This window comes from Isoptericola croceus (genome assembly GCF_029382255.1).
Classification (GTDB): Bacteria; Actinomycetota; Actinomycetes; order Actinomycetales; family Cellulomonadaceae; genus Isoptericola; species Isoptericola croceus.
Window position 1 is genome coordinate 323,473 of the sequence record NZ_JARLLG010000001.1, and the last position, 22,427, is coordinate 345,899.

The window sequence follows — 22,427 nt, forward strand, 5'->3', positions numbered from 1 at the left end:
GCTCAGCGCCCCGCGGCCGCGATGCCGTGCTCGAACGCCCACACGACGAGCTGCACGCGGTCGCGGGTCGCCGTCTTGGTCATGACGCGGCCGAGGTGGGACTTCACGGTGCTCGCCTCCAGGTGCAGCGCGGCGGCGATCTCCGCGTTGGAGGACCCCCGGCACAGGAGCGTGACGATCTCGAGCTCACGCGGGGTCAGCAGGCCGGCCGCGTCCTCGTCGGGGGCGGCGGGGGCGCGGCGGCGGGAGAACTCGTCGAGCACGCGCCGCGTGAGCGACTGGTCGACGAGCCCGTCGCCGGCGGCCACACGGCGGACGGCGTCCACCAGGACGTCGGGTTCGGCGTCCTTGAGGAGGAACCCGCTGGCGCCCGCCTCGAAGGCACCGAACACGTAGTCGTCGAGCGCGAACGTGCTGACCACGAGCACGGGCACCGGGTCGACGACGGCGGGACCGGCGAGCTCGCGCGTCGCCGTGATGCCGTCGCCGCCGGGCATCCGCACGTCCATGCACACGACGTCGGGTCGCAGCTCGCGGGCGACCCGGACGGCCTGGGTGCCGCTCGAGGCCTCGCCGACGACGTCGATCCCCTCGTGGCCGAGGATGACGGCGAACCCGGCGCGGACGACGGCCTGGTCGTCCACGAGCACGACACGGGTCACGGTTCCTCCAGGTCTGTGCGGCCACCCCGCGGCACGGTCAGACGAACCCGCCACGCGTTGCCGGACACCGGCCCGGCCGTCAGGGTGCCGCCGACGACGGCCGCGCGCTCGGACATGCCGATGATGCCGTGCCCTCGTGCGGCGGGGCGGGCTGCCCGGCCCGCGGCCGGGTTGCGCACGGTGACGGCGAGCTCGTCCCGGCGGTAGTCGAGCTGGAGGTCGACGGGCTTCCCGGCTGCGTGGCGGCGTGCGTTCGCGAGCGCCTCCTGGACGACCCGGTAGACGGTGCGCTGGGTGTTCGAGGGGAGGTCCCAGGCCTCGCCGCGGACGTCGTGCCGGACGACGGTGCCCACGGACCACGCGAGGTCGAGCAGGCCGGGCAGGTCGTCGAGGGTGGGCTGCGGCGCGTCCGCCGGGCTGTCATGGCCGTCGCCCGACCGCAGGATCCCGACGACGAGCCGCAGGTCGTCGAGCGTCTCGCGGCCCTGGGTGCGGATCCAGCGCATGGACTCGCGGGCACGCGCCGGGTCGGTGTCCACGAGCCGTTCGGCGGCGGCCGCCTGCACCACGATCCCGGACAGGTGGTGCGCCGCGACGTCGTGCAGCTCGCGCGCCATGCGCCCCCGCTCCTCCAGGATCGCCTGCGCGGCGAGCGCCTCGCGTTCACGCTCGGCCTGTTCGACCCGTCCGCGCAGCTGGGTCTCGAGCTCGCGGCGTGTGCCGACGTAGGCGCCGACGAGCGTCGCGGCGACGTACGAGAGCACCGCCGAGAGCAGCCCGGTCCAGAGCTGCGTGGCGACGGAGCCGACGCCGGGAAGCTCGGCGGGAGCAGGTCCGGTGAGCACGAAGCCCAGGAGCGCCTGCGCGGCGGCCGCGAGCGCCGCCCACCCGAGCGCGGCGCGCCGCGGGACGTAGGCGCCGACGGAGTACGCCGCGACCAGGGTGCTCGGCGCCTGGAACGACATGAGCGGGGGCAGGACCGCCACGAGGGCGAGCTGGCCCGCCACCGTGAGCGTCAGGCACAGCAACGGGTTGCGTCGGCGCAGGGTCAGGAGCATCGCCTGCCCGAGGATGACGGTGATCACCGCGGCCTGCCCACCAGCGTCGAGCTGCACGGCGTCGGCACCCTGGCCGACCAGCGGGGCCACGACCTCGTCGAACGCGATCCGTTCGACCACCAGGAAGAACGCGACGGTCACGGCACCGACCACGGCGCCCAGCAGGGCGTCGCGGCCGGTGGTCGTGACGTGGGCGGCGTCGAGACGCCGGCGCAGGGGGCCGATCACGCGGGCTGCCTCTCGTCCGTCGGGTGGAGTGCCGAGGTTACCTTCGCCGCCTCCGGATCAGAGGAGGTCACGGCTGCGGAACGTCGCCGCGCCCGACCCGAGCACGACGGCGACCCAGACCGCGAGCCCGGCGAGAGCGGTCGCCATGCCGACCGGCGCTGCCCCACCGAGGAACTCGGCGGCACCCTGCCCCGTGGAGGCCAGCGCACCGAGGGTCAGGGGCACCCAGGACATCGCCGACGACGTGCCGGAGGACAGCAGGACGACGACCGCCTGGACCATGGGCTCGACGAACGCCACCGCCACGACGATCACGATCGCCGCGACCTGGCCGCGCACGAGGATGCCGACACCGAGCCCGAGCCAGGCGAAGGCGACGAGGACGCAGAGGCCGCGCCCCCAGATCCCGAGCACGTCGGCGCCGCTGACCGCGAGCCCGGCGCCCGGGGTCGTGGCGATGGCCGTGGTCAGGCCGATCGCGGAGACGAGCGCGAGCCCGGCGCCGATCGCCAGGGCGGCGACCGCCGTCGCGCCGGCCTTGCCAAGCAGCATCCGGGTACGTGACGGGACGACGAGGGCGGTCGGGACGATGCCGCCGGTCCGGAAGTCGGTGGTGCCCGCGAGGGCGCCGAGGATCAGCAGGCAGAGCGTGGCGACGCTCACCGACCCGGTCCCCGAGGGACCGTTGCCGAGCAGGTCGAGCATGCCGCGCTGGACCGTGGCGCTCCCGAGGTCCGTCAGGGCTGTCAGGTCGGGGACCAGGTCGGTGGCCGGCCCTGCCGACCCGTCACCGGGCGCCGTGAGCTCGTCGAGGCCGCCGAACCGTTCCAGCAGACGGGGCATCAGGACGGTGAACGCCTGGACGAGGACGGCGCCGGCGAGAGCGACGACCCCGACGATCCAGAAGGCCCGGGTGGAACGGAGCTTGAGCAGCTCGGCGCGGAACATCAGCGCACTCCTTCGGTGGCAGCGGTCAGGTCGAGGTAGACGTCCTCGAGCGAGGCGTCGCGGGCGAGCTCGTCGAGCGAGCCGGCGGTGATGAGGCGGCCCTGGCCGAGGACGACGACGTCGTCGGCCACCTGCCTGACCTCGGCGAGGACGTGGCTGGCGAGCAGGACGGCACCACCGTCGTCGGCGAAGGTGCGCAAGGTCTCGCGGAGCCAGCGCATCCCGGCGGGGTCGAGGCCGTTGGCGGGTTCGTCGAGGACGAGGACGTCGGGGTCGCCGAGGAGGGCTGCGGCCAGGCCGAGCCGCTGCCGCATGCCGAGGGAGTAGGTGCGCACGCGGCGGTCGGCGGCGGGCGTCAACCCGACGACCTCCAGGACGTCGTCGACCCGGTCTGCGGGGAGCCCGGCAGCGAGGGTGAGGGCCCGCAGGTGGTGGCGGCCAGAGCGGCCGGGGTGCAGACCACCGGCGTCGAGCAGCGCGCCCACCGTGCGGGCGGGATCGTCGAGCTCGCCGTAGGGGCGGCCCTGGACCAGGGCTCGGCCGGCGGTGGGGGCGGCGAGCCCGAGCAGGACGTGCAGGGTCGTCGTCTTGCCGGCACCGTTCGGGCCGAGCAGCCCGACGACGCGTCCCGGTTCGACGGTGAAGCTGACGTCCTGCACGGCGTCGAACGAGCCGTACGACTTGCGCAGCCCGGTGATCTGGATGGCGGGCACGTGATCCCCTCTCGTGGTGTCCGCACCGGTGCCGGTGCGGTGGCTCCAGAGTGGCCGGGGCGACGTCGTCGTCGCTTCTGGCGGGAGGGGGAACCTGGACTACGACCTTTGGTGGAACGCCGAACGTCCGTGCCCGGCACGGCTCGACCACTCGAACCGTGCCGAGCACGGGCGCTCGTCGTTCGGCGGGGCGTCAGCCGATCGACGCCTGGGGACCGGCCCCGGCCCGGACGACGGCGGGCACGTCGGCCGCGTCGTCGAGGGTGTACTCATAGTCGTCCCGCGGGTCGAACGTCGTCCCGCCGGTGCGCTGCCCACCCGGCGAGTTCACGACGATGCTGCCGCGCTCGGTGAGCGCCGCGTCGTCCTGCCGGTCGAACGGCCGCTTGACGCCGTCGAAGTACGAGTTCTCGATGACGACTCGTGAGCCGCCGCGCGCGAGGTTGCCGTACCCGCTGACGTTCTCCATCAGGTTGTTGTAGAGGTGCGCCTTGGCGACGTTGTCGATGGACGGGTTGCGCTGGTTGGTGTCGTGGATCCAGTTGTGGTGGATCGTCATCTCGGTGATGAGGTTCGGGGTCCACCCGATGCCGAACGCCTTGTTGCCCTCGGCCAGCACGTTCCACGAGACGGTGACGTTCGTGGTGTCCTTGCGGTTGTCGATGAGGCCGTCGTTCATGCGCAGCAGACGGTTGTGGTCGATCCACACGTTCTGCGCCCCGTCCATCTGGATGGCGTCGTAGTCGTAGAGCTTGTCGTCCGGGTCGTCGTCGGTCATCTGCGTGTCACGGATCGTGAGGTTGCGGATGATGACGTTGGACGTGCCCTGCCCGAGGAAGAACCCGCCGCCCGCCAGCTCGCCCGAGTCACCGACGCCGATGATGGTCTTGTTCGACGTCACCCTGATCTCGCGCCCGTACTCGGCGGACTCGATGGTGCCGGCCACGCGGATGGTGTACGGCTCGGCGGCGGTGGCGTACCGCACCAGGTCGGCGTAGGTGCGCACCGTCACGGTCTCGCCGTCGGCACCGCCCGTGGTCCCGGCCGCGTAACCGTCGGCGACGTCGGACCATTCGCCGGACCCGCCGTCGCCTCCGCCGGGGCGGTCGCCGCCGTCGGTCACCGGGTTCCAGCCGTCCGCGCCGGCCAGGTACTTCTGCGGCGTGTGCTCGGCGGCCTCGGCGTCAGTCAGCTGCGGACGGTTGGGGCCCGTGCCGGAGCCCGGACCGGTGTTGCGGTACTCGGCGTAGCGAGCCGCGGTCCACGAGTTGTCGGACATGTCGGTCCACGGCTGGTCGCCGTTCACGGTCGCGCTCAGCTCGGACTCGCGGTACACCACCTGGGCGCCCTGCCGCCAGGGGCGGCCGAGCTGGGTGACGCCGTCGCCGGTCCCGGTGATCGTGGACCGGTAGAAGAGGAATCCGTACGGGTTCTCGGCCGGGGTGCTGGCCGCCGTGATCGGGCCCCCGGACTCGCGCTTCTCGTGGATGACGCTGCGATGGAACACCGCGATGCCGCCGCCATAGATGAAGTCGACGGTGCCCTCGACGTACGAGTCGGTGATGTACGCGCGGGCCTTGTTGTTGACCAGGAAGGTGTCCTGGTCAGCGAGGAGCCGCGTGTCGTTGATCAGCGCACGGTCCGCGTTCAGGTACAGCGCGAGGGCCTGGTTGCCCTCGGTGGTCTCGGACTCGTCGTGGTCGTTGGTGATCGTGAGGTTGTCGAACCGGACGTCGTGCCCCTCGGCGACGACGGTGGCACTGTTGCGGTGGCTGCCGCCCTCGCCCGCGCTCACGCCCTCGACGATGACGACGTCGGACGGATCCGCCCCGCCGCCGACGAGTGACACGTGCGGCACATCGATCAAGACGCGTTCGCGGTAGGTGCCGGGCTTGATCGAGATGACACGTTCGGTGGCGTTGTCCGCGGGGACCGCGTCGATGGCGGCCTGCACGGTGCGGTGCTCGCCGGAGCCGTCCGCGGCGACGGTGCACGGGTCGCAGCGTTCGTCACCGTCGTTGCCGGTGCCGCCGTCGCTGCTGCCGCCGCCAGTGCCGCCGCCGTCAGCGCTGTCGTCGCCGTCGGACACCGCCGGGGCCAGGGTCCAGTGGTGCGAGGCGGCGCCGCTGCAGGGCTTCTGCACGAGCGTGGCCCCGCTGCCGCCGGCGTCCACGGTGACGCACTGCCCCGAGGACGCCGAGACGATCTGGATCGCGTCGCCCGAAGGCCGCACGTCCCAGCGTTGGTGGGGCTGGCCGGGGGTGCAGCCCCACTGCTGGACGGCGGTGCCGGGGTCGGCCGAGGCGCGGGTGAGGTCGAGGCACAGGCCGCTGTCGACGCCGACGATCTGGTAGCCGTCTCCGTCGGCGTGCAGCGTGAACTGCTGCCAGGTGGAGTCGTCGGTGCAGCCCCACTGCTGCAGGGCGGTGCCGTGGTCGCCCGAGGCGCCTGGCACGTCGACGCACAGGTGGCTGCCGGTGTTGCGCACCGTGTAGGTGCCGCCCTCGAGGCCGTCGTCGGCGGGGGTGGACGACGGCGCAGCGGCGGCGAGGGCGGGGGGCGTGGCACCCGTCGCGGACTCGTCCGCTCCACCGGACGTCTCGGCGGTGGTCGTGACGGTGTCGGTGTCGGTGCCGGTGCCGGCCGGTAGGTTCGCGGCGACGGCGACCGTGCCGGTGACGACGCACAGCGCGACGGTCGCAGCGACGACGGCGCGACGCCACGGGGGCCGGCGTCTGTCGCTCGGTGGCGTCGCATGCCGGGTGGGGTTCATGGCGATCGGTCCTTCTTCCTCGGGGGCGGCCCGGTGCCGGGCCGCGGGCCGCGCGGTGGCGGGCCTACTGTCGTGGACGGACCGCGACGGGGGTGGACAACAGTTTCTGCGGCACTATCCTGCTCAGGACCTGCAACGTTGTAGATCGGTGACCTTCGGAGCGACAGATGATCGGCGCGGCATCGGTGGCGTCCGTGGACGCCGGCACGGTGGTGCGTGCCCAGCACGGGGACTCGGGCGCGCTGCAGGACGTGGTCGCCGCCTCCCTGCCCCTGGTGTACGGCGTCGTCGGACGGGGCCTCGGCATCAGCGCGACCGGCAGCAGCGGGGACGTCGACGACGTGGTCCAGGAGACGATGCTCCGCGCCGTGTCCTCGCTGTCCGACCTGCAGCAGCCGGAACGGTTCCGCTCCTGGCTCGTGGCCATCGCGTACCGGCAGATGCAGGAACATCACCGGGCGCGCCGCCGTCGCCCCGTCCCGCACGACCTCGTCGACGACGGGTACGGCGCCATGCCCGACCCGGTGGACGTCGCGGACCGTGCCGTGGCCTCTGTCGTGCTCGACGACCAGCGCCGGTCGTTGGCGCTCGCGGCACGATGGCTCGACCCGGCCCACCAGGGCGTGCTCGGGCTGTGGTGGCAGGAGACGAGCGGTGGGCTCGGCCGCGGAGACCTGGCTCGTGCCCTGGGGGTCGACCGCCGCCACGCCGCCGTGCGCGTGCAACGGATGCGTGCGCAGCTCGACGTGGCACGCGGCGTCGTCGTCGCCCTTGGCGCCACGCCGCGCTGCGCCGCCCTGGACGACGCGGCGACCGGCTGGGACGGCACCCCGAACCCCCTGTGGCGCAAGCGCCTGCACCGGCACGTGCGCCGGTGCACCGAGTGTCTCGGGCGGCAGCACGGCCTGGTGGCGCCCGAGCATCTGGTGCCCGCCGCCGGTCTGCTCCCTGTGCCCGCCGCCCTCGCGGCCTCCGTGCACGGGCTGGCGTCCGGTGCGGCGAGTGGCGACGTCGCTGCCGCCGCGTCGTCGGCACACGGATGGTGGCAGCACCTGGTGGAGCAGGTGCGGCACGGGGGCGAGGCGGTGACCGCCGCTCCGGCCGCCGCTGTCACCGCGGCCGTCACCGCGGCCTCGGTCGCCGTCGTCGGCGGTGGCGTGGCCGTGACGGCATGGGTCGCGCCGGACCGGCCCGACGTCGTCGTCACGTCCGTGGCCGAGGTGCCCCCTGCCGAGGTGCCCCCGGCCGATCCCGTCGAACCGCCCCCGCCGACGTCTCCGACGCGGGGTGTCGCCACCGCGGACCTGTATGTCGCACCCGACGGCTCCGACGCGGCGGGGGGCAGCTACGCGCATCCGTTCGCCAGCCTGGCCCATGCCGTCGGGGTGGTCCGGCCGGGCCAGACCATCGCGTTGCGGGGCGGCACCTACGAGCTCACCGCACCGGTGGAGATCACCACCGATGGTGCGCCGGGCGCCCGGATCGTCCTCAGCGGCTACCGCGACGAGACGCCGGTGCTGGTCCTCGACGGCGTGCCCGCGGACCAGTGGCCGCTGGTCCACCGGGCGGCCCGCTGGACGGTGCAGGCGCTGGAGATCACCGGGTCCCGCAGCCACGCCTACGTGTGCCTCTCCTGCGTGGACACCGTGTTCCAGGACCTGAACAGCCACGGGAACGCACGGTCCGGGCTGCTGCTCCGCGGCGACGGGACGGTCGGGAACCAGGTGCTCGACAGCGTCTTCGCCGACAACCACGACGACGCCTCCCGCGGGGATGCCGGCATCGGGCTCGGAGTCACCTTCGGTTCCGGCGAGGGCAACGTCGTGGCCGGCAACCGCTTCGTGAACAACGCTGACGACGGCGTGGACCTCGCCGGGTTCGCCAGTCCGGTGACGTTGCGGGACAACGTGGCGGTCGGCAACGGGTTCAACCGCTGGGGGATCGCCGACTGGCGTGGCAACGGCGGAGGCTTCACCCTCGGCGGGGGCGAGGACCTGCCGGTCGCCGCCCACGTGCTGGTCGGCAACGTGGCGCGAGGCAACGGCCATCACGGCTTCGCCGACGGCGGCAACACCGGTGTGATCCGGCTGACCGGTAACGAGGCCAGCGACAACGGTGTGGTCGGTTACGACCTGCGGGCCTCGGCGGCCGTGCTGGACGGCAGCACGGCGGCGGGCAACGGCGTCGCCGGGAGGCTGGGTGACCAGGTCGTGCTGGACGCCGTGGCGGCATCCTGGTGACCTCCGGATGCGGGGAACGCCGAACGTCCGTGCCCGGCACGGTTCGACGGGTCGAACCGTGCCGGGCACGGACGTTCGGCGTTCGGGGGTGGGGTCAGACGCGGACGAACGTGGGGTTGCTCTGCCACATCGAGCGCTTCACGACGCCGACGCCCGGGCGCGCGGACTCGATGACCCGGCCGTTGCCGGCGTAGATCCCGATGTGCCCCGGCGTGTAGACGAGGTCACCGGGCTTGGCGTTCTTGCGCGTGACCTTCTTGCCGGCCGAGACCTGGGCCGAGGACGTGCGGGGCAGGTTCTTGCCGACCGCCTTCTTGTACACGTACGAGGTGAAGCCCGAGCAGTCGAAGCCCGTCGACGGGCTGGTGCCGCCGCGCGTGTAGCGGTGGCCGACGTAGCGGTTGGCGACCTGGACGACCTTGGCCCCGCTGGTCTGCTTCGCCTTCACCGTGATGGTGCGGTGACGCTTGACCTTGGCCAGTCCGGTGGACTTGGCGGGGACCACCGTCAGGCGGACCCTGTTCTTGCCGACGTCGTAGCGCTTCAGCAGCGGCTTCATCCGCACGATGCCGTTCTTGTTGAGCTTCTTGACGCTCACCTTCTTGCCGTCGACGAAGAGTCGGACACGGCCCTTGACGGGCTCGCCGTACTTGGTGGCCTTGACGGTGAAGAGCGGGCGGGTCTTGCCCTTGCCCTTGGTGGCGGACTTCCGTGAGACGGAGACCTTCACGACGGGCTTCGTCTTCTGCGCCGTGACCAGGTTGGCCCCGGCCGTCGACAGGGAGCTCGCCGCGGTGGTCGCGGTGGTGGTGGGGGCCGCCGAGGCCGTGCCGGCACCGGCGACGAGCGTGCCGCCCGCGAGTGCGGCCGACAGGGCGATCGCGACGGCGGAGCGTCGGAGGCGCGGGGTGGGCGACGTGGTGGCGGCCTGAGGGCGCGCACCACTGTTCAGGGTGATGGACATGGGTACCTCTCCAGCCTGCGAGATGAGCTGTCGGATGAGGCCGAGAAGCGATGGCCCGCCGTCGTGAGACGGCTTAACCCCTAGGGCGGCACGAGTCCGCCCGAAGAACCTGGTTCTCCCGCTGCTGCCGTGGGTTCGGTGATGCCGGACCACCGGCAGCACTTGGCTTGTGGTCCGACCGTTCACCCCAGACGTGGGGCGACCCGGGCACGCTAACCGGAGCGCCGAAGCAGATCACAGTCAGATAACGGCGAGTTGCCGGGTCCTTTGCGGAGAAGGTGTGGAGAAACATGTCCGCGAGAACAGGACGATCTGATCCGGCAAATCAACTTAAATGCCGCCGAGCTCGCCCGAATCGGTGACCGATATGTGTGGTAAGCCGGATGGGAGCGCCACCATCTGCCCGTCAGGACCGTGCGTCCTGGCAGGTCATGCGGGAATCTTCACAACTCGCGTGGCCGGGGCCACATCTCCTCACTCGAGGAGCGTCCCCGTGCGCGGTGCTGTGGTGACGGCCACACACAGCCCGGCCCGGTCGCCACCGGCCCACGACTCCTCGGTGGGCGTCCACACGAGCCACTCGAGCGCCGCCGCCGCACCGGAGGCCTCAGCCTGCGGACCGAGCAGGTCCGGGGTGCAGGCACGCGCCGCGCGCGCCGCCACGACGTCCGCGCCCGGCCACACCTCGTCGGCCGCCGAGTCGTGGCGGCCGACCACCTGAGCGGTGTGCTCGGCCGCGCACGGCACCACCTCGACGGTGCCCACCGACGAGGAGTCCGGGACCTCGGCCAGGCACGAACCGAGGACGAGCTGCACGGCGTGGACCGTCGTCGGCTCGGTGACCTCGCTCGCCACCGGCTCCCAGGCCCTCTCGTGCGACCGGTTCACCAGCCACGCCCCACCCGCGGCCACGGCCACGACCAGGACGATGGTGCACAGCACGGAGGTGACCCAGAGCCGCGCGCGGCGACGTGCCGCTGCGCGCTCGGCGGGCGTCGGGCCACCGGGCGAACCCCAGCGGGCACCGAACGCGGCCGGGTCCTGTACGGCGGGCCCGTGGCCCGTGGCCGCGGGCGGACCCGCGGGTGCTCCGCCGACGGTCCCGGGATGCCCCGGTCCCGGCGACACCGCCGGTCCCGGCGGTACCGCCGCCCCCGGTCCCGCTCCCGGACCGGGGGAGACGAACAGCGGGTCCTCGGGGCGGTCGGGCACGTCGGTCATGGGAACAACCTATCCGCGGACCGGCGTGCGACGATCCTCACTCCACGAGGTCGAGGACCACGGGCACGTGGTCGCTGGCACCCTTGCCGCGCCGCTCGTCGCGGTCGATCGTCACGCCCGTGACCCGGTCCCGCAGAGCCGCCGAGGTGTACGCGAAGTCGATGCGCAGCCCCTTGTTCCGCGGGAACGCGAGCTGCTGGTAGTCCCAGTAGGTGTAGGTGTGCTCGGCCGGCAGGTGCTCGCGGGTCACCTCGGTGTACCCGGCCTCCTCGAACGCCGCGAAAGCGGCCCGCTCCGGGGCCGAGACGTGCGTGTGCCCCTCGAACGCCGTCACGTCCCACACGTCGGTGTCGCGCGGGATCACGTTCCAGTCGCCGAGCAGGGCCACCTGGGCGGCGGGATCGGCGACCCACCCCGCGGCGTCGGTACGCAGCCCGTCGAGCCAGGCGAGCTTGTAGGCGTAGTGCGGGTCGTCCAGCGCCCGCCCGTGCGGCACGTACAGCGACCACACGCGGACCCCGCCGCAGGTCGCGCCCAGCGCGCGGGCCTCGACCCGCGGCTCCTGGCCGGGCTTGCCGAACGCCGGCTGGTCGGCGAACGACGTCGCGACGTCGTCGAGGCCGACCCGGGACACGATCGCGACGCCGTTCCACTGGTGGTAGCCGGTGTGCGCGACCTCGTAGCCGGCCGCCTCGAACGGGGCCACCGGGAGCTGGTCGTCGCGGCACTTCGTCTCCTGGATCGCGAGCACGTCGGTGCCCGAGCGTTCCAGGAAGGCCAGCACCCGGTCCAGCCGGGTCCGCAGGGAGTTGACGTTCCACGTGGCGATACGCACGGAACGCACCCTAGGCCTCTAGAGTGCGGTCATGGGAACCGCGCTCGTCACCGGCGCCACCGCCGGCCTCGGACTGGAGTTCGCCTGGCAGCTCGCCACGGCGCGTCACGACCTCGTGCTCGTGGCGCGCACGACCGAGCGCCTGGATCAGGTGGCGGGTCAGATTCGCGCCGCTGCGGGGGTGCAGGTCGAGGTCCTGACCGCCGACCTGTCCGTGCCCGCCGACGTCGCCCGCGTCGCGGAACGGCTCGCCGTCGTCGGGGACGAACCGGGCGAGGAGCGCCACCCCGTCGGCCTGCTCGTCAACAACGCCGGGTTCGCCACCGCACAGCGGTTCGTCGGGGGCGACGTCGAGACGGAGCTGGCGGCGATCGACGTGATGGTGCGCGCCGTCGTGCAGCTCTCCCACGCCGCCGTCGGTCAGATGACGGTTCGCGGGCGCGGGGCCGTCCTCAACGTGGCCTCCGTGGCCGCGCTGACGGCGGGCGGGACCTACGCCGCCGCCAAAGCCTACGTGCGGTCCTTCACCGAGGGGCTCTCGGTGGACCTGCGAGGCACGGGCGTCACCGCGACCGTGCTGTGCCCCGGGTACGTGCACACCGAGTTCCACGACCGGGCGGACCTGGACAAGACGTCGGTGCCGCCGATCGGGTGGCTCGAGGCTCCCGCCGTCGTCGCGCACGCCCTCGACGACGTGCGCCGCGGTGTGGTCATCTCCACGCCGTCGCTGCGGTACAAGGCCGGCTCGGCGCTGCTACGCGTGCTCCCGCGGTCCGCCGTCCGGGCGATCGGCCACTACCGCTGATCGGCACGGCGTGCGCGCTCGGCGGCGGCGCGGGCCGACTCGGTCTCCGCCTTGCGGGCCTCGCGGAGTGACTTCTCGAGCTCGCGGACCTTCTTCTGCGCCTCGCGGACCTTCCGTTCGACCTCCTTGCGCTTGTTCGCCGCCTTCTTGACCTTCGCGTCGGTGGCGTAGGCCTGGACGACGGCGGAGGCCTCGGCCGTCGCGTCCGCCTCGGTCTCGGCGTCGGAGGAATCGGTGCCGGGCCGCTCGACGCCGTCGACCTCTGCCGCCCGGCGGTCGACGAACGCCGCGACCCCGTCGAGCGTGCGCTCGAGCCCCCACCCGACGTCGTCGATCTCGTCGAGCCCGGCGGTCTCGGGGAGGTAGGTGCCGCGTTCGACCAGCGGACGCAGGTACGGGAACCTGACCTCGTCGACGAGATCGCGCAGCGCCTGCGCGACGGCGTCGCCCGCGGAGGCGTCGTCGCTGCTGTCCGCGGCGGCGCGGTCCAGGTCGTGGCCGAGCGCTGCGGCGTTGCGGGCGTAGCCGCTCACCAGCAGGATCACTGCGACCTTCTCGCCGTCTGCCAGCGGTGTGGAGCGCAGGGCGCGCAACCCGGCGTCGGCGGCGCGCAGGCTGTTCGGCGTCATCGGGGCGCCGGTCACGGGGATGTCGAGGACCCAGGGGTGGTTCCGGTAGACGGCGAGGGCGAACAGCGCCCACTCGCGCAGCTCGGCACGCCAGTCCGCCGGCTCGTGCGGCGGTGGGAACTCGACGTCGAAGGCCACCTCCTGCATGAGTAGCAGCAGGTCGTCCTTGCTCGTGACGTACCGGTACAGCGACATCGTCGTGAAGCCGAGGCTCTTGGCCACGCGTGCCATGGAGACGCCGGCCAGCCCCTCGGCGTCGGCGATCTCGACCGCGGCCTCGACGATCCGTTCGATGCTCAGCTCGCGCCGGGGGACGCGTTCGGGGCGTTCGGCGACTCCCCAGGCGAGCGCGAGGCGGGGCGGGAGCTCGGGCGCGTCGGTCATGGGCCCATCATCCCCGAACGCGCCCGGGCGTCCCCTGGAGGGCATCGTCACCGAGCGGTGCGCCGGCGGTGGAGCAACGACCCGGCGACCAGGCTGAGGGCGAGGAAGCCGGCGAGCCAGGCGCAGCCGGTGGCGATCGTGGCGCCGTCGGGCGTCCCCATGAGCAGTCCGCGCACCGACTCGATGATCGGTGTGAACGGCTGGTTCTCGGAAAACCCGCGCAGCCACTCGGGCATGGTCTCGACCGGCACGAACCCGGAGCTGAGGTAGGGGATGAACAGGAAGATCATGTTGACCGAACCGGCGGCGTCCGGGCTCATGACGAGGCCGAGGACGGCACTGATCCAGGTGAACGTCACGACGGCGAGCACCGCGAACGCCGCGAACCCGAGCCAGCCCGTCACACCGGCGTCGGGCCGGAAGCCGAGGGCGACGGCGACGAGGACGACGAGGGCGGCGGACGTCAGGTTGCGCACGACGCTCGCCACGACGTGGCCCCACAGGGTCGACGGTCCGAAGATCGGCAGGGTCTTGAACCGGTCGAGGGTGCCCGAGGTCATGTCCTGCGAGACCGCGAGGGCTGCCGAGGACGAGTTCATGCCGAGACACATGACCAGGACGCCGGGAACGACGTAGTTGATGTAGTCGCCGCCGGTGCTGCCACCGATCGCTCCGCCGAAGATGACGACGAACACGATCATGATCAGCACCGGCAGGGCGAACGCGGTGACGAGGCCGTCGACCGAGCGCAGGGCGCGGCGCGACTCGCGGCGGGTCATGGTCGCGACGTCGCGCAGCGGGGAGGGTCGGCGCGGTGCTCCGGTGCGCCGGCCGGGGGTTTCCGTGGTCGGGGCGGTCACGGTGGTGGTCATCGCCGGGTCTCCTGGGGTGTGCGGTTCGGGGTGGCCTGGGGCGCAGGCCGCTGGGTCAGGGCGAGGAAGACGTCGTCGAGCGTGGGCCTGACGACGCTGACGCCGGCGATCTCGAGACCGCCGTGCTCGGCGCGGGCGAGCACCTCGCGGATGGTGTGCACGGGTGCGCTGCTCGGCAGGGTGAGCGTGAGCTGCTTGTCGTCGGCCTCGGCCTCGGCGAGCCCGTCGACGCCGGCGAGCGCGCCGCCACGAGCGGCGGCGAGGCTGGTCGCGTCGTCGAACACGACCCGGACCTTGTCGTCCGCGACGAGGGCCTTGAGCTCGGAGGCGGTCCCGCGGGCGGCGATGCGGCCGTCGGCGAGGACGGCGATGGTGTCGGCGAGCTGGTCGGCCTCCTCCAGGTACTGGGTGGTGAGCAGGATCGTGGTGCCGTCGGTCGCGAGGGACCGCACGACGTCCCACAGCTGGGTGCGTGACACCGGGTCGAGTCCGGTGGTCGGCTCGTCGAGGACGAGGACCTCCGGGTCCGAGACGAGGCTGATCGCCAGGTCGAGCCGGCGGCGCATCCCGCCGGAGTAGGTGGCCACCCGGCGTCCGGCGGCGTCGGTGAGGCCGAACCGGTCCAGCAGCTCGTGGGCACGACGGCGGACGCTGCGGTGGGGCAGGTGGGCGAGGTCGGCCATCATCACGAGGTTCTCCTCGCCGGTCTGGAACTCGTCCACCGACGCGTACTGACCGGTCAGCGCGATGCGGCGTCGGACGGCACCGGGGTGGCGGACGACGTCGATGCCCGCGACCGTGGCGGTGCCGCCGTCCGGGCGGACCAGGGTGGTGAGGATGTTGACGGTGGTGGTCTTGCCGGCACCGTTGGGGCCGAGCAGGGCGAAGATCTCGCCGCGGCGCACGTCGAGGTCGACGCCGCGCAGCACCTCGTGTCGTCCGTAGGCCTTGCGCAGCCCACGGACCTCGATCATCGGATCGTTCATGGCAGGGCTCCTGAGATGGTTGTGTATGACGTACACGAGCGTACGCCCTACACTGAGCGTAGGCAATACACGAAGTGTGCCCTGTAGATCCCGCCAGTAGGGCGGCGCGGCCGCAGGCCCGGGCTGGTGTCGCGGCCGGGCGCCCGCGCGATCGGCGAGATCGCCGCTTCTTGACCAGGCCTGACCGGTCCGGCATCCTATGGCGTGTTAGCGCTCACATCGACAAAGGGGTCACCTTGAGCAACATCCTCAGTCGGGCCCGACGGCGTGCCGTCGCCGCCCTGGCCGTCGCCCTCACCGCCGTCGCGCTCGTCCCGGCGTCGGCCGAAGCGCAGTTCATCGACGTCCCGAACCCGATCGTGGAGCAGCGCGCCGACCCGGCGATCTACAAGCACACGGACGGCTACTACTACATGACCGCGTCGGTGCCCGACTACAAGCGGCTCGAGCTGCGCCGGTCGCAGACGCTCGCGGGCCTCGGCTCAGCCACCCCCGTCACCGCGTTCACCGCCCCGTCCAGCGGCCCGCTCAGCGGCTGGACCTGGGCACCCGACATCCAGTACATCGACGGCGCCTGGTACATGTACTTCTCGGCGTCGCCCAACACGGCGCGGTTCGCGCAGCGCCTGTACTGGGTCCGGAACACCTCGGCGGACCCGACGACTGGCACCTGGTCCGAGCCCCAGCGCATGACCACCGGCCGAGAATCGTTCCAGCTCGACCCGGCATCGTTCGTCGTGAACGGCACGCGGTACTTCACGTGGTCGCAGGACAGCCCCGACACGAACTTCAACAGCCACACGTACCTGGCGCGGATGACGTCGCCGACGACGATCGACACCGCCACGGCGATCGAGATCGCCCGGCCGACCCACGCCTGGGAGATGGAGGGCGTGCGCGGCGTGGTCGAGGGCCCGATGCCGCTGGTCAAGAACGGGAAGGTGTTCATCGCGTACTCCGCGTCCGCGACCGACTCGCGCTACAAGCTCGGCCTGCTGTCGGCCCCCGTGTCGGCGAACCTGCTCGACCCGGCGTCCTGGACCAAGAAGCCGACCCCCGTGTTCCAGACCGCCAACGGCGTCTACGGTCCCGGCCACGGCAGCTTCACCGTCGCCGAGGACGGCGTCACCGACATGCTGGTGTTCCACGCGCGCGACTACGCCACGCCGACGCCGGACGCCCTGACCGACCCCAACCGGCACACGCGTGTCCAGCAGCTCTACTGGTCCGACACGGGGGAGCCGTTCTTCGGGCAGCCCATCGCGACCGGGGCGCGCCAGCCGGGCATCCGCGGCCAGTTCAGCGACAAGTGCGTCGACGACTACGGGTGGAACACCGCCAACGGCGCCCTCGTGCGCCTCTACACGTGCAACGACTACGCCGTCCAGAAGTGGGAGTTCACCTACGTCGGCGGCTACTACCGGATCAAGAACCTCCACGCGGCCAAGTGCCTCGACAACCTGGACGGTTCGACGGCGCTCAACGCCGACGTCGGGCTGTGGACCTGCAACGGCCACGTCAACCAGGACTGGTCGATCATTGACCGGGGCAACGGCTGGTTCTCGCTGCGCAACCGCGCCAGCGGGCTCTGCCTCGACAACTACGAGTGGGACCGCTCGAACGGCGCGCGGCTGTCGATGTACACCTGCAACGGGCTGGGCGCCCAGCTCTGGCGCCGCGGCTGACGGCTCGAGCTCACCGTGGGTGCCGTTCCCAGGCCGGGAACGGCACCCGTGCTGCAGATCCCGCGGCACTACCTGTACGCAGGGATCATCCTGTTCGGCGCGCTCGGGTCCTACGCCCTGAACTTCTCGCCCGTCGACGTCCTGATGCTGCTCGCCATCGGGCTCGTCGGGTTCTTCATGCGGCGCTACGGGTATCCCGTGGCGACCATGGTGGTGGGAATGATTCTCGGACCCATGGCCGAGGAGCGGCTCCGGCGTTCCCTGGCGATCAGCCAGGGCGACCTGACCCATCTCGTCACCAGCCCGTTCGCGGCCTTCGCCTACGCGGCGATCATCGTGATCGTCGGCGCGGGCATGTGGCTGCAGCAGCACAGGGAACGGCGCGTCGGCGCCGAGCTCGAGCAGCTCGTCGAGGACGTCCGCACCGCGGCTCCGACGCAGGAGGTCAGCCGCTGACGTGCCCGGTCACGGGTCCCGAAGATGTCGGCCGAGCGGGCCCGGCTACCCTGGTGCCCGTGACATCCACCGACTTCTCCCCGACCCCCCGCGAGCAGCTCCTCGAGCTCGTCAAGGAGCTCGCCGTCGTGCACGGGAAGGTGACGCTCTCCTCCGGCAAGGAGGCCGACTACTACGTCGACCTGCGCCGGATCACGCTGCACCACCGCGCCGCGCCGCTGGTCGGCCACGTGCTGCTGGACCACCTCGAGGAGGTCGGCCTCGGTACCGCCGAGGTCGACGCCGTCGGCGGCCTCACGCTCGGCGCGGACCCGATCGCCGACGCCCTGCTGCACGCCGCGGCCTCGCGCGGGCAGGACCTCGACGCGTTCGTCGTGCGCAAGGCGGCCAAGGCGCACGGCATGCAGCGGCAGATCGAGGGGCCCGAGGTCGCCGGTCGGCGCGTCGTCGTGCTCGAGGACACCACGACCACGGGCGGCTCACCGATCGCCGCGATCGAGGCGCTGCGCGCCGCAGGGGCCGAGGTGCTCGGCTGCGCCACCATCGTCGACCGCGCGACGGGCGCGGGGGAGAAGATCGAGGCGCTGGGCGTGCCGTACCACTACCTGTTCGACCTGCAGGACCTCGGCCTGAGCCGATAGCGCAGCCCAGCCTCAAGCTGGCGCTGTGGGCGCGATTTCTGGGCTGCAGAAAAGGGCATTTCGGGTATTTCGGGCCAGAAATCGCGCCCACAGCGCTCGTGTGTCAGACGCGTTCGATCAGGTCCGCGATCGAGTCGACCACGTGCGAGGGCCGGAAGGGGTGCTGCTCGACCTCGTCGGCCGCGGTGGAGCCGGTCAGGACGAGGAACGTCTCTAGCCCCGCCTCGATGCCCGCCACGACGTCGGTGTCCATGCGGTCCCCGACCATCGCCGTCGTCTCCGAGTGGGCGTCGATCTGGTTGAGCGCGGAACGGAACATCATCGGGTTCGGTTTGCCCACGTAGTACGGCGAGCGCCCGGTCGCGGCGGTGATCATCGCCGCGACCGCACCCGTGGCGGGCAACGGCCCCTCGGCGGACGGACCGGTGGTGTCGGGGTTCGTGGCGATGAACCGCGCCCCGCCCTTGATGAGGCGGATCGCCTTGGTGATCGCCTCGAACGAGTACGTGCGGGTCTCGCCGAGCACCACGTAGTCCGGGTCGGTCTCGGTGAGGGTGTAGCCGGCAGCGTGCAGGGCAGTCGTCAGGCCGGCCTCCCCGATCGCGTAGGCCGAGCCGTTCGGCACCTGGCCGGCAAGGAACTTGGCGGTGGCCAGGGCGGACGTCCAGATCGCCGCCTCCGGCACGTCGATGCCGGAGCGCGACAGCCGCGCCGCGAGGTCGCGTGCGGTGAAGATCGAGTTGTTCGTCAGCACCAGAAACGGGCGCCCCGCGTCGCGCAGCGCCGCGATGAACTCCGCGGCCCCGGGGATCGCCTGGCCCTCGTGCACCAGGACGCCGTCCATGTCCGTCAGCCAGCAGTCGATCGTCCGCTCCGTCATGGGTCTCACCGTAGCCCGTAGGCTTCCCTGCGTGACGAACGAGGAGCAGGATCCGACGGCGCACTCCGGCGCCGTCCGCCGCCACGCGACACCCGCCACGGGCACGCCCTGGACCGCCGCACCCGGACTGGTGGTCCGCGGCGGGCTCGTGGGGCTGGCCGAGGCCGTCCCCGGAGTCTCGGGCGGCACGATCGCCCTCGTCGTCGGGCTGTACGACCGGCTCCTCGGCGCCGCGAGCGACGTGATCCACGCCGGTCGCGAGCTCGTGCAGGGCGTGGCCCAGCGACGCGGGCTGCGTCCCGGTGGTCGTGCGCTGCGCGCCGTGGACTGGCGGTTCCTCGTCCCCGTCGTCGTCGGCATGATCGTCGTGCTCCTGGTCGCCCTCAGCCTGGTCGCCCCGCTGCTCGAGGAGCACCCGGTCACCATGCGGTCGCTGTTCTTCGGCATGATCGCCGTCTCGGTCGCGGTGCCGGTGCGGATGATGCCGGGCAGGTTCCGTCCACGGGACGTCCTGCTGCTGCTCGGCGCGGCCGCCGCCGCGTTCGTACTCACCGGCCTGCCACCCGCCGGCGTCACCGACCCCCCGCTCTGGTACGTCGTCATCGGGGCGTCGATCGCGATCAACGCCCTCGTGCTGCCGGGCGTCTCCGGCTCGTTCCTCATGGTGGTCATGGGCCTGTACATCCCGGTGCAGCAGGCACTGAGCGATCGCGACCTCGCGTTCGTCGGCGCGTTCGCCCTCGGAGCGCTGATCGGGTTGTCCTGCTTCGTCAAGCTGCTGCACTGGCTGCTCGAGCACCGCCGGCAGGCCACCATGGCGGTCCTGGCGGGTCTCATGGTCGGTTCGCTGCGCGCCCTGTGGCCGTGGCAGGACGCCGACCACGCCCTCCTCGCCCCGCCGGGCACCGGCGCGGGTGCGGTGCTCGGGCCGGTGCTGATCGCCGTGGCGGGCGCCGCCGTCGTCGGCGCCGCGATCTGGTGGGAGTCGTCGCGGGCCGCGGATGAGTGAGGTCCCGGAGGGCGAGGTCGGCGTCGGACCCTGGCCCGGCGAGCCGCCCACCGACCCTCGGTACGACCCCGAGCTGCTCGCCCACGGCGACCGGCGCAACGTCGTCGACCGCTACCGCTACTGGAGCGTCGACGCGATCGTCGCGGACCTGGACGCGCGCCGGCCGGCAGGCCGGGAGCTGCACGTCGCGATCGAGAACTGGGCGCACGACCTCAACATCGGCTCGGTGGTCCGGACCGCCAACGCCTTCAACGTCGCCGGGGTGCACATCGTGGGCCGACGGCGCTGGAACCGGCGGGGAGCGATGGTCACCGACCGCTACCTGCACGTGCAGCACCATCCGGACGCGGCGGCGCTCGCGGCGTGGGCGTCGGGCGGGGAGAGCGGTGACGCGCTGCCGATCATCGGCGTCGACAACGTGCCCGGGTCGGTCCCCCTCGAGCACCGGGCGCTGCCGGGCCGGTGCGTGCTGCTCTTCGGCCAGGAGTCGACCGGGCTCACGCCCGAGGCGCAGGCGGCGAGCGACGTCGTCGTGCACATCACGCAGCACGGCTCCACGCGCTCGTTGAACGCCGGTGCGGCCGCGGCGATCGCGATGCACACCTGGGCACTGCAGCACCTGTGAGCGCAGGTCAGCGGCTCGCCGGGCGCGGTGGGCCGAGGCAACCGTCTCACCCGTGCGACGAGATGTGACGTCCATGACCCGATCGTGAGAAAATCTGGATGCATGCGGGCCCGGAGGCCGCTCGCCACCAGTGAGGGTGTCTCGCCCGCCCGCCTGCGTTCCTCGTACGTTCCCTCATTGGAGTACCGCAGATGCCTATCGCAACCCCCGAGGTCTACGCCGAGATGATCGACCGGGCGAAGGCTGGCAAGTTCGCCTACCCCGCCGTCAACATCACGTCGTCGCAGACCGTCACCGCCGCGCTCCAGGGCTTCGCCGAGGCGGAGTCGGACGGCATCATCCAGGTCTCCGTGGGCGGCGGCGAGTACGCCTCGGGCGCCACGATCAAGGACCGTGTCACCGGCTCGCTGGCCCTCGCCGCGTACGCCGCCGAGGTCGCGAAGAACTACCCCGTCAACATCGCGCTCCACACCGACCACTGCGTCAAGAAGAACCTCGACTCCTGGGTCCGCCCGCTGCTTGCTCTCGAGGCGGAGCAGGTCAAGGCCGGCAAGAACCCGACCTTCCAGTCGCACATGTTCGACGGCTCGGACATCCCGCTGGAGGAGAACCTCGTCATCGCCGAGGAGCTGCTCGAGCTGTCGCAGGCCGCGCGGACCATCCTCGAGGTCGAGATCGGCGTCGTCGGCGGCGAGGAGGACGGCCACGAGGCCGAGATCAACGACAAGCTCTACACGACCGTCGAGGACGGCCTGGCGACGGTCCGTGCCCTCGGCGCCGGTGAGAAGGGCCGCTACCTGACGGCCCTCACGTTCGGCAACGTGCACGGCGTCTACAAGCCCGGTGCCGTCAAGCTGCGTCCGGAGATCCTCGCGGAGATCCAGCGGGCCGTCGGTGCGGAGATCGGCCAGGAGAACCCGTTCGACCTCGTGTTCCACGGCGGGTCCGGCTCCACGGCCGCGGAGATCTCCGAGGCGGTCGACAACGGCGTCATCAAGATGAACATCGACACCGACACCCAGTACGCGTTCTCGCGCCCGGTGGCCGGCCACTTCTTCACCAACTACGACGGCGTCCTGAAGGTCGACGGCGAGGTCGGCAACAAGAAGGCCTACGACCCGCGCGCCTGGGGCAAGCTGGCCGAGGCCGGCATGGCCGCCCGCATCGTCGAGGCGTCGCAGCAGCTGCGCTCGGCCGGTCACAAGATGTGATCGCACCCTCTGGTGCGCAGTGCCCCTCCACCGTCGTGGTGGAGGGGCGCTGTTCGTCTCCAGGGCCGTTCGTCCCCCGGGCGCGAGACCTCGTGGCCCCGCGCCCCGTGCGTTACCGTGGGCCGGCGGTGGTGACGTCCAGGTCGACGCCCGGGTCCTCGTCGACGATCTCCAGCAGCTCGCCGATCCGGGTGACCTCGAGAAGGAACCGGACTGTCGGGGGTGCGCGCAGGACGCGCACCTTGTGCGGGCTCCGTGACGCCAGCCGGGCCAGGAACGCGACTCCGGAGGAGTCCATGAAGGTGACGTGGTGCGCGTCGAGCTCGACGGGGAGGCCTGACGCCTCGGCGTCGGAGATCGCCTCTCCGAGCTCGGCGCTGACGTCGGCGTCGATCTCGCCCGAGAGGACGACGCGTGCCCGGGAGGTGCCCACGATGACGTGGATGCTCGCGGGGTCGCCGATCTGGGGCGTCGTGTGCTCCGCGCCGGCCCCGCCCGTGGGGGCGCTCGGCGTCGCGCTCGATCCGTCCTGCACGGTGCTCCTTCCTCGAGCTGCTCGCTCTCCTCGGGTCTCAGCGGACACCAATCTACGGTTGAATGTG

The 22,427-nt window shown here is 72.1% G+C and carries 21 protein-coding genes and 1 riboswitch; of the genes, 8 read left to right on the plus strand and 13 right to left on the minus strand.

The window, feature by feature from the left end:
* Positions 1 to 2: 2 nt before the first annotated feature.
* The 5 genes from PZC42_RS01455 to PZC42_RS01475 all read right to left on the minus strand — a co-directional run bounded on the left by PZC42_RS01455 (position 3) and on the right by PZC42_RS01475 (position 6,382).
* The gene (locus PZC42_RS01455) at positions 3 to 662 is read right to left on the minus strand and encodes a response regulator transcription factor (protein ID WP_277207647.1); all 660 of its coding nucleotides are present in this window, start codon (positions 660 to 662) and stop codon (positions 3 to 5) included.
* Entirely contained in the window at positions 659 to 1,948 is a 1,290-nt protein-coding gene (locus PZC42_RS01460) for a sensor histidine kinase (RefSeq protein WP_277207648.1), read from the minus strand. Before PZC42_RS01460 ends, PZC42_RS01455 begins: the two co-directional genes overlap by 4 nt.
* Positions 1,949 to 2,005: 57 nt before the next feature.
* Positions 2,006 to 2,896: a hypothetical protein gene (locus PZC42_RS01465; RefSeq protein ID WP_277207650.1), complete on the minus strand. Its 891-nt coding sequence runs from the start codon at positions 2,894 to 2,896 to the stop codon at positions 2,006 to 2,008.
* The gene (locus PZC42_RS01470) at positions 2,896 to 3,609 is read right to left on the minus strand and encodes an ABC transporter ATP-binding protein (RefSeq protein WP_277207651.1); all 714 of its coding nucleotides are present in this window, start codon (positions 3,607 to 3,609) and stop codon (positions 2,896 to 2,898) included. Before PZC42_RS01470 ends, PZC42_RS01465 begins: the two co-directional genes overlap by 1 nt.
* A gap of 193 nt (positions 3,610 to 3,802) precedes the next feature.
* Positions 3,803 to 6,382: a pectinesterase family protein gene (locus PZC42_RS01475; protein WP_277207653.1), complete on the minus strand. Its 2,580-nt coding sequence runs from the start codon at positions 6,380 to 6,382 to the stop codon at positions 3,803 to 3,805.
* Between the two features lie 167 nt (positions 6,383 to 6,549).
* On the opposite strand from PZC42_RS01475, the gene PZC42_RS01480 reads away from it, so the two are divergent.
* Positions 6,550 to 8,622 carry a sigma-70 family RNA polymerase sigma factor gene (locus tag PZC42_RS01480; RefSeq protein ID WP_277207656.1) on the plus strand — a complete coding sequence of 691 codons (2,073 nt, stop codon included), beginning with the start codon at positions 6,550 to 6,552 and terminating at the stop codon, positions 8,620 to 8,622.
* 94 nt (positions 8,623 to 8,716) lie between these two features.
* On the opposite strand, the gene PZC42_RS01485 is transcribed toward PZC42_RS01480, so the two are convergent.
* From PZC42_RS01485 to PZC42_RS01495, 3 genes are all read right to left on the minus strand, one after another.
* A complete protein-coding gene (locus tag PZC42_RS01485; RefSeq protein WP_277207659.1) occupies positions 8,717 to 9,586 on the minus strand; it encodes a C40 family peptidase in 870 nt (289 codons plus the stop codon).
* Position 9,587: 1 nt separating this feature from the next.
* Positions 9,588 to 9,737, minus strand: a riboswitch (cyclic di-AMP (ydaO/yuaA leader).
* 323 nt (positions 9,738 to 10,060) lie between these two features.
* On the minus strand, positions 10,061 to 10,807 hold the full coding sequence (locus PZC42_RS01490) for a septum formation family protein (protein ID WP_277207661.1): 747 nt from the start codon (positions 10,805 to 10,807) through the stop codon (positions 10,061 to 10,063).
* Between the two features lie 37 nt (positions 10,808 to 10,844).
* Entirely contained in the window at positions 10,845 to 11,642 is a 798-nt protein-coding gene (locus PZC42_RS01495) for an exodeoxyribonuclease III (protein WP_277207662.1), read from the minus strand.
* A 31-nt stretch (positions 11,643 to 11,673) separates the two neighbouring features.
* Between PZC42_RS01495 and PZC42_RS01500 the strand changes: the two genes are divergently transcribed.
* Positions 11,674 to 12,447 carry an SDR family NAD(P)-dependent oxidoreductase gene (locus PZC42_RS01500; RefSeq protein WP_277207664.1) on the plus strand — a complete coding sequence of 258 codons (774 nt, stop codon included), beginning with the start codon at positions 11,674 to 11,676 and terminating at the stop codon, positions 12,445 to 12,447.
* Here PZC42_RS01500 and PZC42_RS01505 read toward each other — a convergent pair.
* Genes PZC42_RS01505 through PZC42_RS01515 form a run of 3 tightly spaced genes read right to left on the minus strand, consistent with a single transcriptional unit; the run spans position 12,438 to position 15,318 of the window.
* The gene (locus PZC42_RS01505; RefSeq protein WP_277207667.1) at positions 12,438 to 13,460 is read right to left on the minus strand and encodes a TetR/AcrR family transcriptional regulator; all 1,023 of its coding nucleotides are present in this window, start codon (positions 13,458 to 13,460) and stop codon (positions 12,438 to 12,440) included. The two genes, PZC42_RS01500 and PZC42_RS01505, sit on opposite strands and share 10 nt — an antisense overlap.
* Before the next feature lie 47 nt (positions 13,461 to 13,507).
* On the minus strand, positions 13,508 to 14,332 hold the full coding sequence (locus PZC42_RS01510; protein WP_277207668.1) for an ABC transporter permease: 825 nt from the start codon (positions 14,330 to 14,332) through the stop codon (positions 13,508 to 13,510).
* Positions 14,329 to 15,318: an ATP-binding cassette domain-containing protein gene (locus tag PZC42_RS01515; protein WP_277207670.1), complete on the minus strand. Its 990-nt coding sequence runs from the start codon at positions 15,316 to 15,318 to the stop codon at positions 14,329 to 14,331. Before PZC42_RS01515 ends, PZC42_RS01510 begins: the two co-directional genes overlap by 4 nt.
* 236 nt (positions 15,319 to 15,554) lie before the next feature.
* Between PZC42_RS01515 and PZC42_RS01520 the strand changes: the two genes are divergently transcribed.
* The 3 genes from PZC42_RS01520 to pyrE are packed head-to-tail and all read left to right on the plus strand — an operon-like array spanning position 15,555 to position 18,100.
* The gene (locus PZC42_RS01520; RefSeq protein ID WP_277207672.1) at positions 15,555 to 17,003 is read left to right on the plus strand and encodes a family 43 glycosylhydrolase; all 1,449 of its coding nucleotides are present in this window, start codon (positions 15,555 to 15,557) and stop codon (positions 17,001 to 17,003) included.
* 48 nt (positions 17,004 to 17,051) lie between these two features.
* Entirely contained in the window at positions 17,052 to 17,459 is a 408-nt protein-coding gene (locus PZC42_RS01525; RefSeq protein ID WP_277207674.1) for a tripartite tricarboxylate transporter permease, read from the plus strand.
* 59 nt (positions 17,460 to 17,518) lie between these two features.
* A complete protein-coding gene (pyrE, locus tag PZC42_RS01530; RefSeq protein WP_277207676.1) occupies positions 17,519 to 18,100 on the plus strand; it encodes an orotate phosphoribosyltransferase in 582 nt (193 codons plus the stop codon).
* Positions 18,101 to 18,203: 103 nt separating this feature from the next.
* On the opposite strand, the gene PZC42_RS01535 is transcribed toward pyrE, so the two are convergent.
* Positions 18,204 to 18,980, minus strand: a complete 777-nt coding sequence (locus PZC42_RS01535) for an HAD-IIA family hydrolase (RefSeq protein WP_277207678.1) — start codon at positions 18,978 to 18,980, stop codon at positions 18,204 to 18,206.
* A 31-nt stretch (positions 18,981 to 19,011) separates the two neighbouring features.
* Between PZC42_RS01535 and PZC42_RS01540 the strand changes: the two genes are divergently transcribed.
* The 3 genes from PZC42_RS01540 (at position 19,012) to fbaA (ending at position 21,825) form a co-directional block, all read left to right on the plus strand.
* Positions 19,012 to 19,989: a DUF368 domain-containing protein gene (locus PZC42_RS01540; protein WP_277207680.1), complete on the plus strand. Its 978-nt coding sequence runs from the start codon at positions 19,012 to 19,014 to the stop codon at positions 19,987 to 19,989.
* Positions 19,982 to 20,614: a TrmH family RNA methyltransferase gene (locus tag PZC42_RS01545; RefSeq protein ID WP_277207682.1), complete on the plus strand. Its 633-nt coding sequence runs from the start codon at positions 19,982 to 19,984 to the stop codon at positions 20,612 to 20,614. The genes PZC42_RS01540 and PZC42_RS01545 overlap by 8 nt, the downstream gene beginning before the upstream one ends.
* Positions 20,615 to 20,805: 191 nt before the next feature.
* A complete protein-coding gene (gene fbaA, locus PZC42_RS01550; protein WP_277207684.1) occupies positions 20,806 to 21,825 on the plus strand; it encodes a class II fructose-bisphosphate aldolase in 1,020 nt (339 codons plus the stop codon).
* A gap of 112 nt (positions 21,826 to 21,937) precedes the next feature.
* Here fbaA and PZC42_RS01555 read toward each other — a convergent pair whose 3' ends face one another.
* Complete coding sequence (locus PZC42_RS01555) at positions 21,938 to 22,360, minus strand: STAS domain-containing protein (protein WP_277207685.1); 423 nt, start codon at positions 22,358 to 22,360, stop codon at positions 21,938 to 21,940.
* Positions 22,361 to 22,427: the final 67 nt, after the last annotated feature.

Excerpts from the sequence above, each read along its gene's own strand:
- PZC42_RS01465 (WP_277207650.1), bottom strand. The coding sequence starts at position 2,896 with ATGTTCCGCGCCGAGCTGCTCAAGCTCCGTTCCACCCGGGCCTTCTGG.
- PZC42_RS01475 (WP_277207653.1), bottom strand. The coding sequence starts at position 6,382 with ATGAACCCCACCCGGCATGCGACGCCACCGAGCGACAGACGCCGGCCC.
- PZC42_RS01480 (WP_277207656.1), top strand. The coding sequence starts at position 6,550 with ATGATCGGCGCGGCATCGGTGGCGTCCGTGGACGCCGGCACGGTGGTG.
- PZC42_RS01485 (WP_277207659.1), bottom strand. The coding sequence starts at position 9,586 with ATGTCCATCACCCTGAACAGTGGTGCGCGCCCTCAGGCCGCCACCACG.
- PZC42_RS01490 (WP_277207661.1), bottom strand. The coding sequence starts at position 10,807 with ATGACCGACGTGCCCGACCGCCCCGAGGACCCGCTGTTCGTCTCCCCC.
- PZC42_RS01500 (WP_277207664.1), top strand. The coding sequence starts at position 11,674 with ATGGGAACCGCGCTCGTCACCGGCGCCACCGCCGGCCTCGGACTGGAG.
- PZC42_RS01505 (WP_277207667.1), bottom strand. The coding sequence starts at position 13,460 with ATGACCGACGCGCCCGAGCTCCCGCCCCGCCTCGCGCTCGCCTGGGGA.
- PZC42_RS01510 (WP_277207668.1), bottom strand. The coding sequence starts at position 14,332 with ATGACCACCACCGTGACCGCCCCGACCACGGAAACCCCCGGCCGGCGC.
- PZC42_RS01515 (WP_277207670.1), bottom strand. The coding sequence starts at position 15,318 with ATGAACGATCCGATGATCGAGGTCCGTGGGCTGCGCAAGGCCTACGGA.
- PZC42_RS01535 (WP_277207678.1), bottom strand. The coding sequence starts at position 18,980 with ATGACGGAGCGGACGATCGACTGCTGGCTGACGGACATGGACGGCGTC.
- PZC42_RS01545 (WP_277207682.1), top strand. The coding sequence starts at position 19,982 with ATGAGTGAGGTCCCGGAGGGCGAGGTCGGCGTCGGACCCTGGCCCGGC.
- fbaA (WP_277207684.1), top strand. The coding sequence starts at position 20,806 with ATGCCTATCGCAACCCCCGAGGTCTACGCCGAGATGATCGACCGGGCG.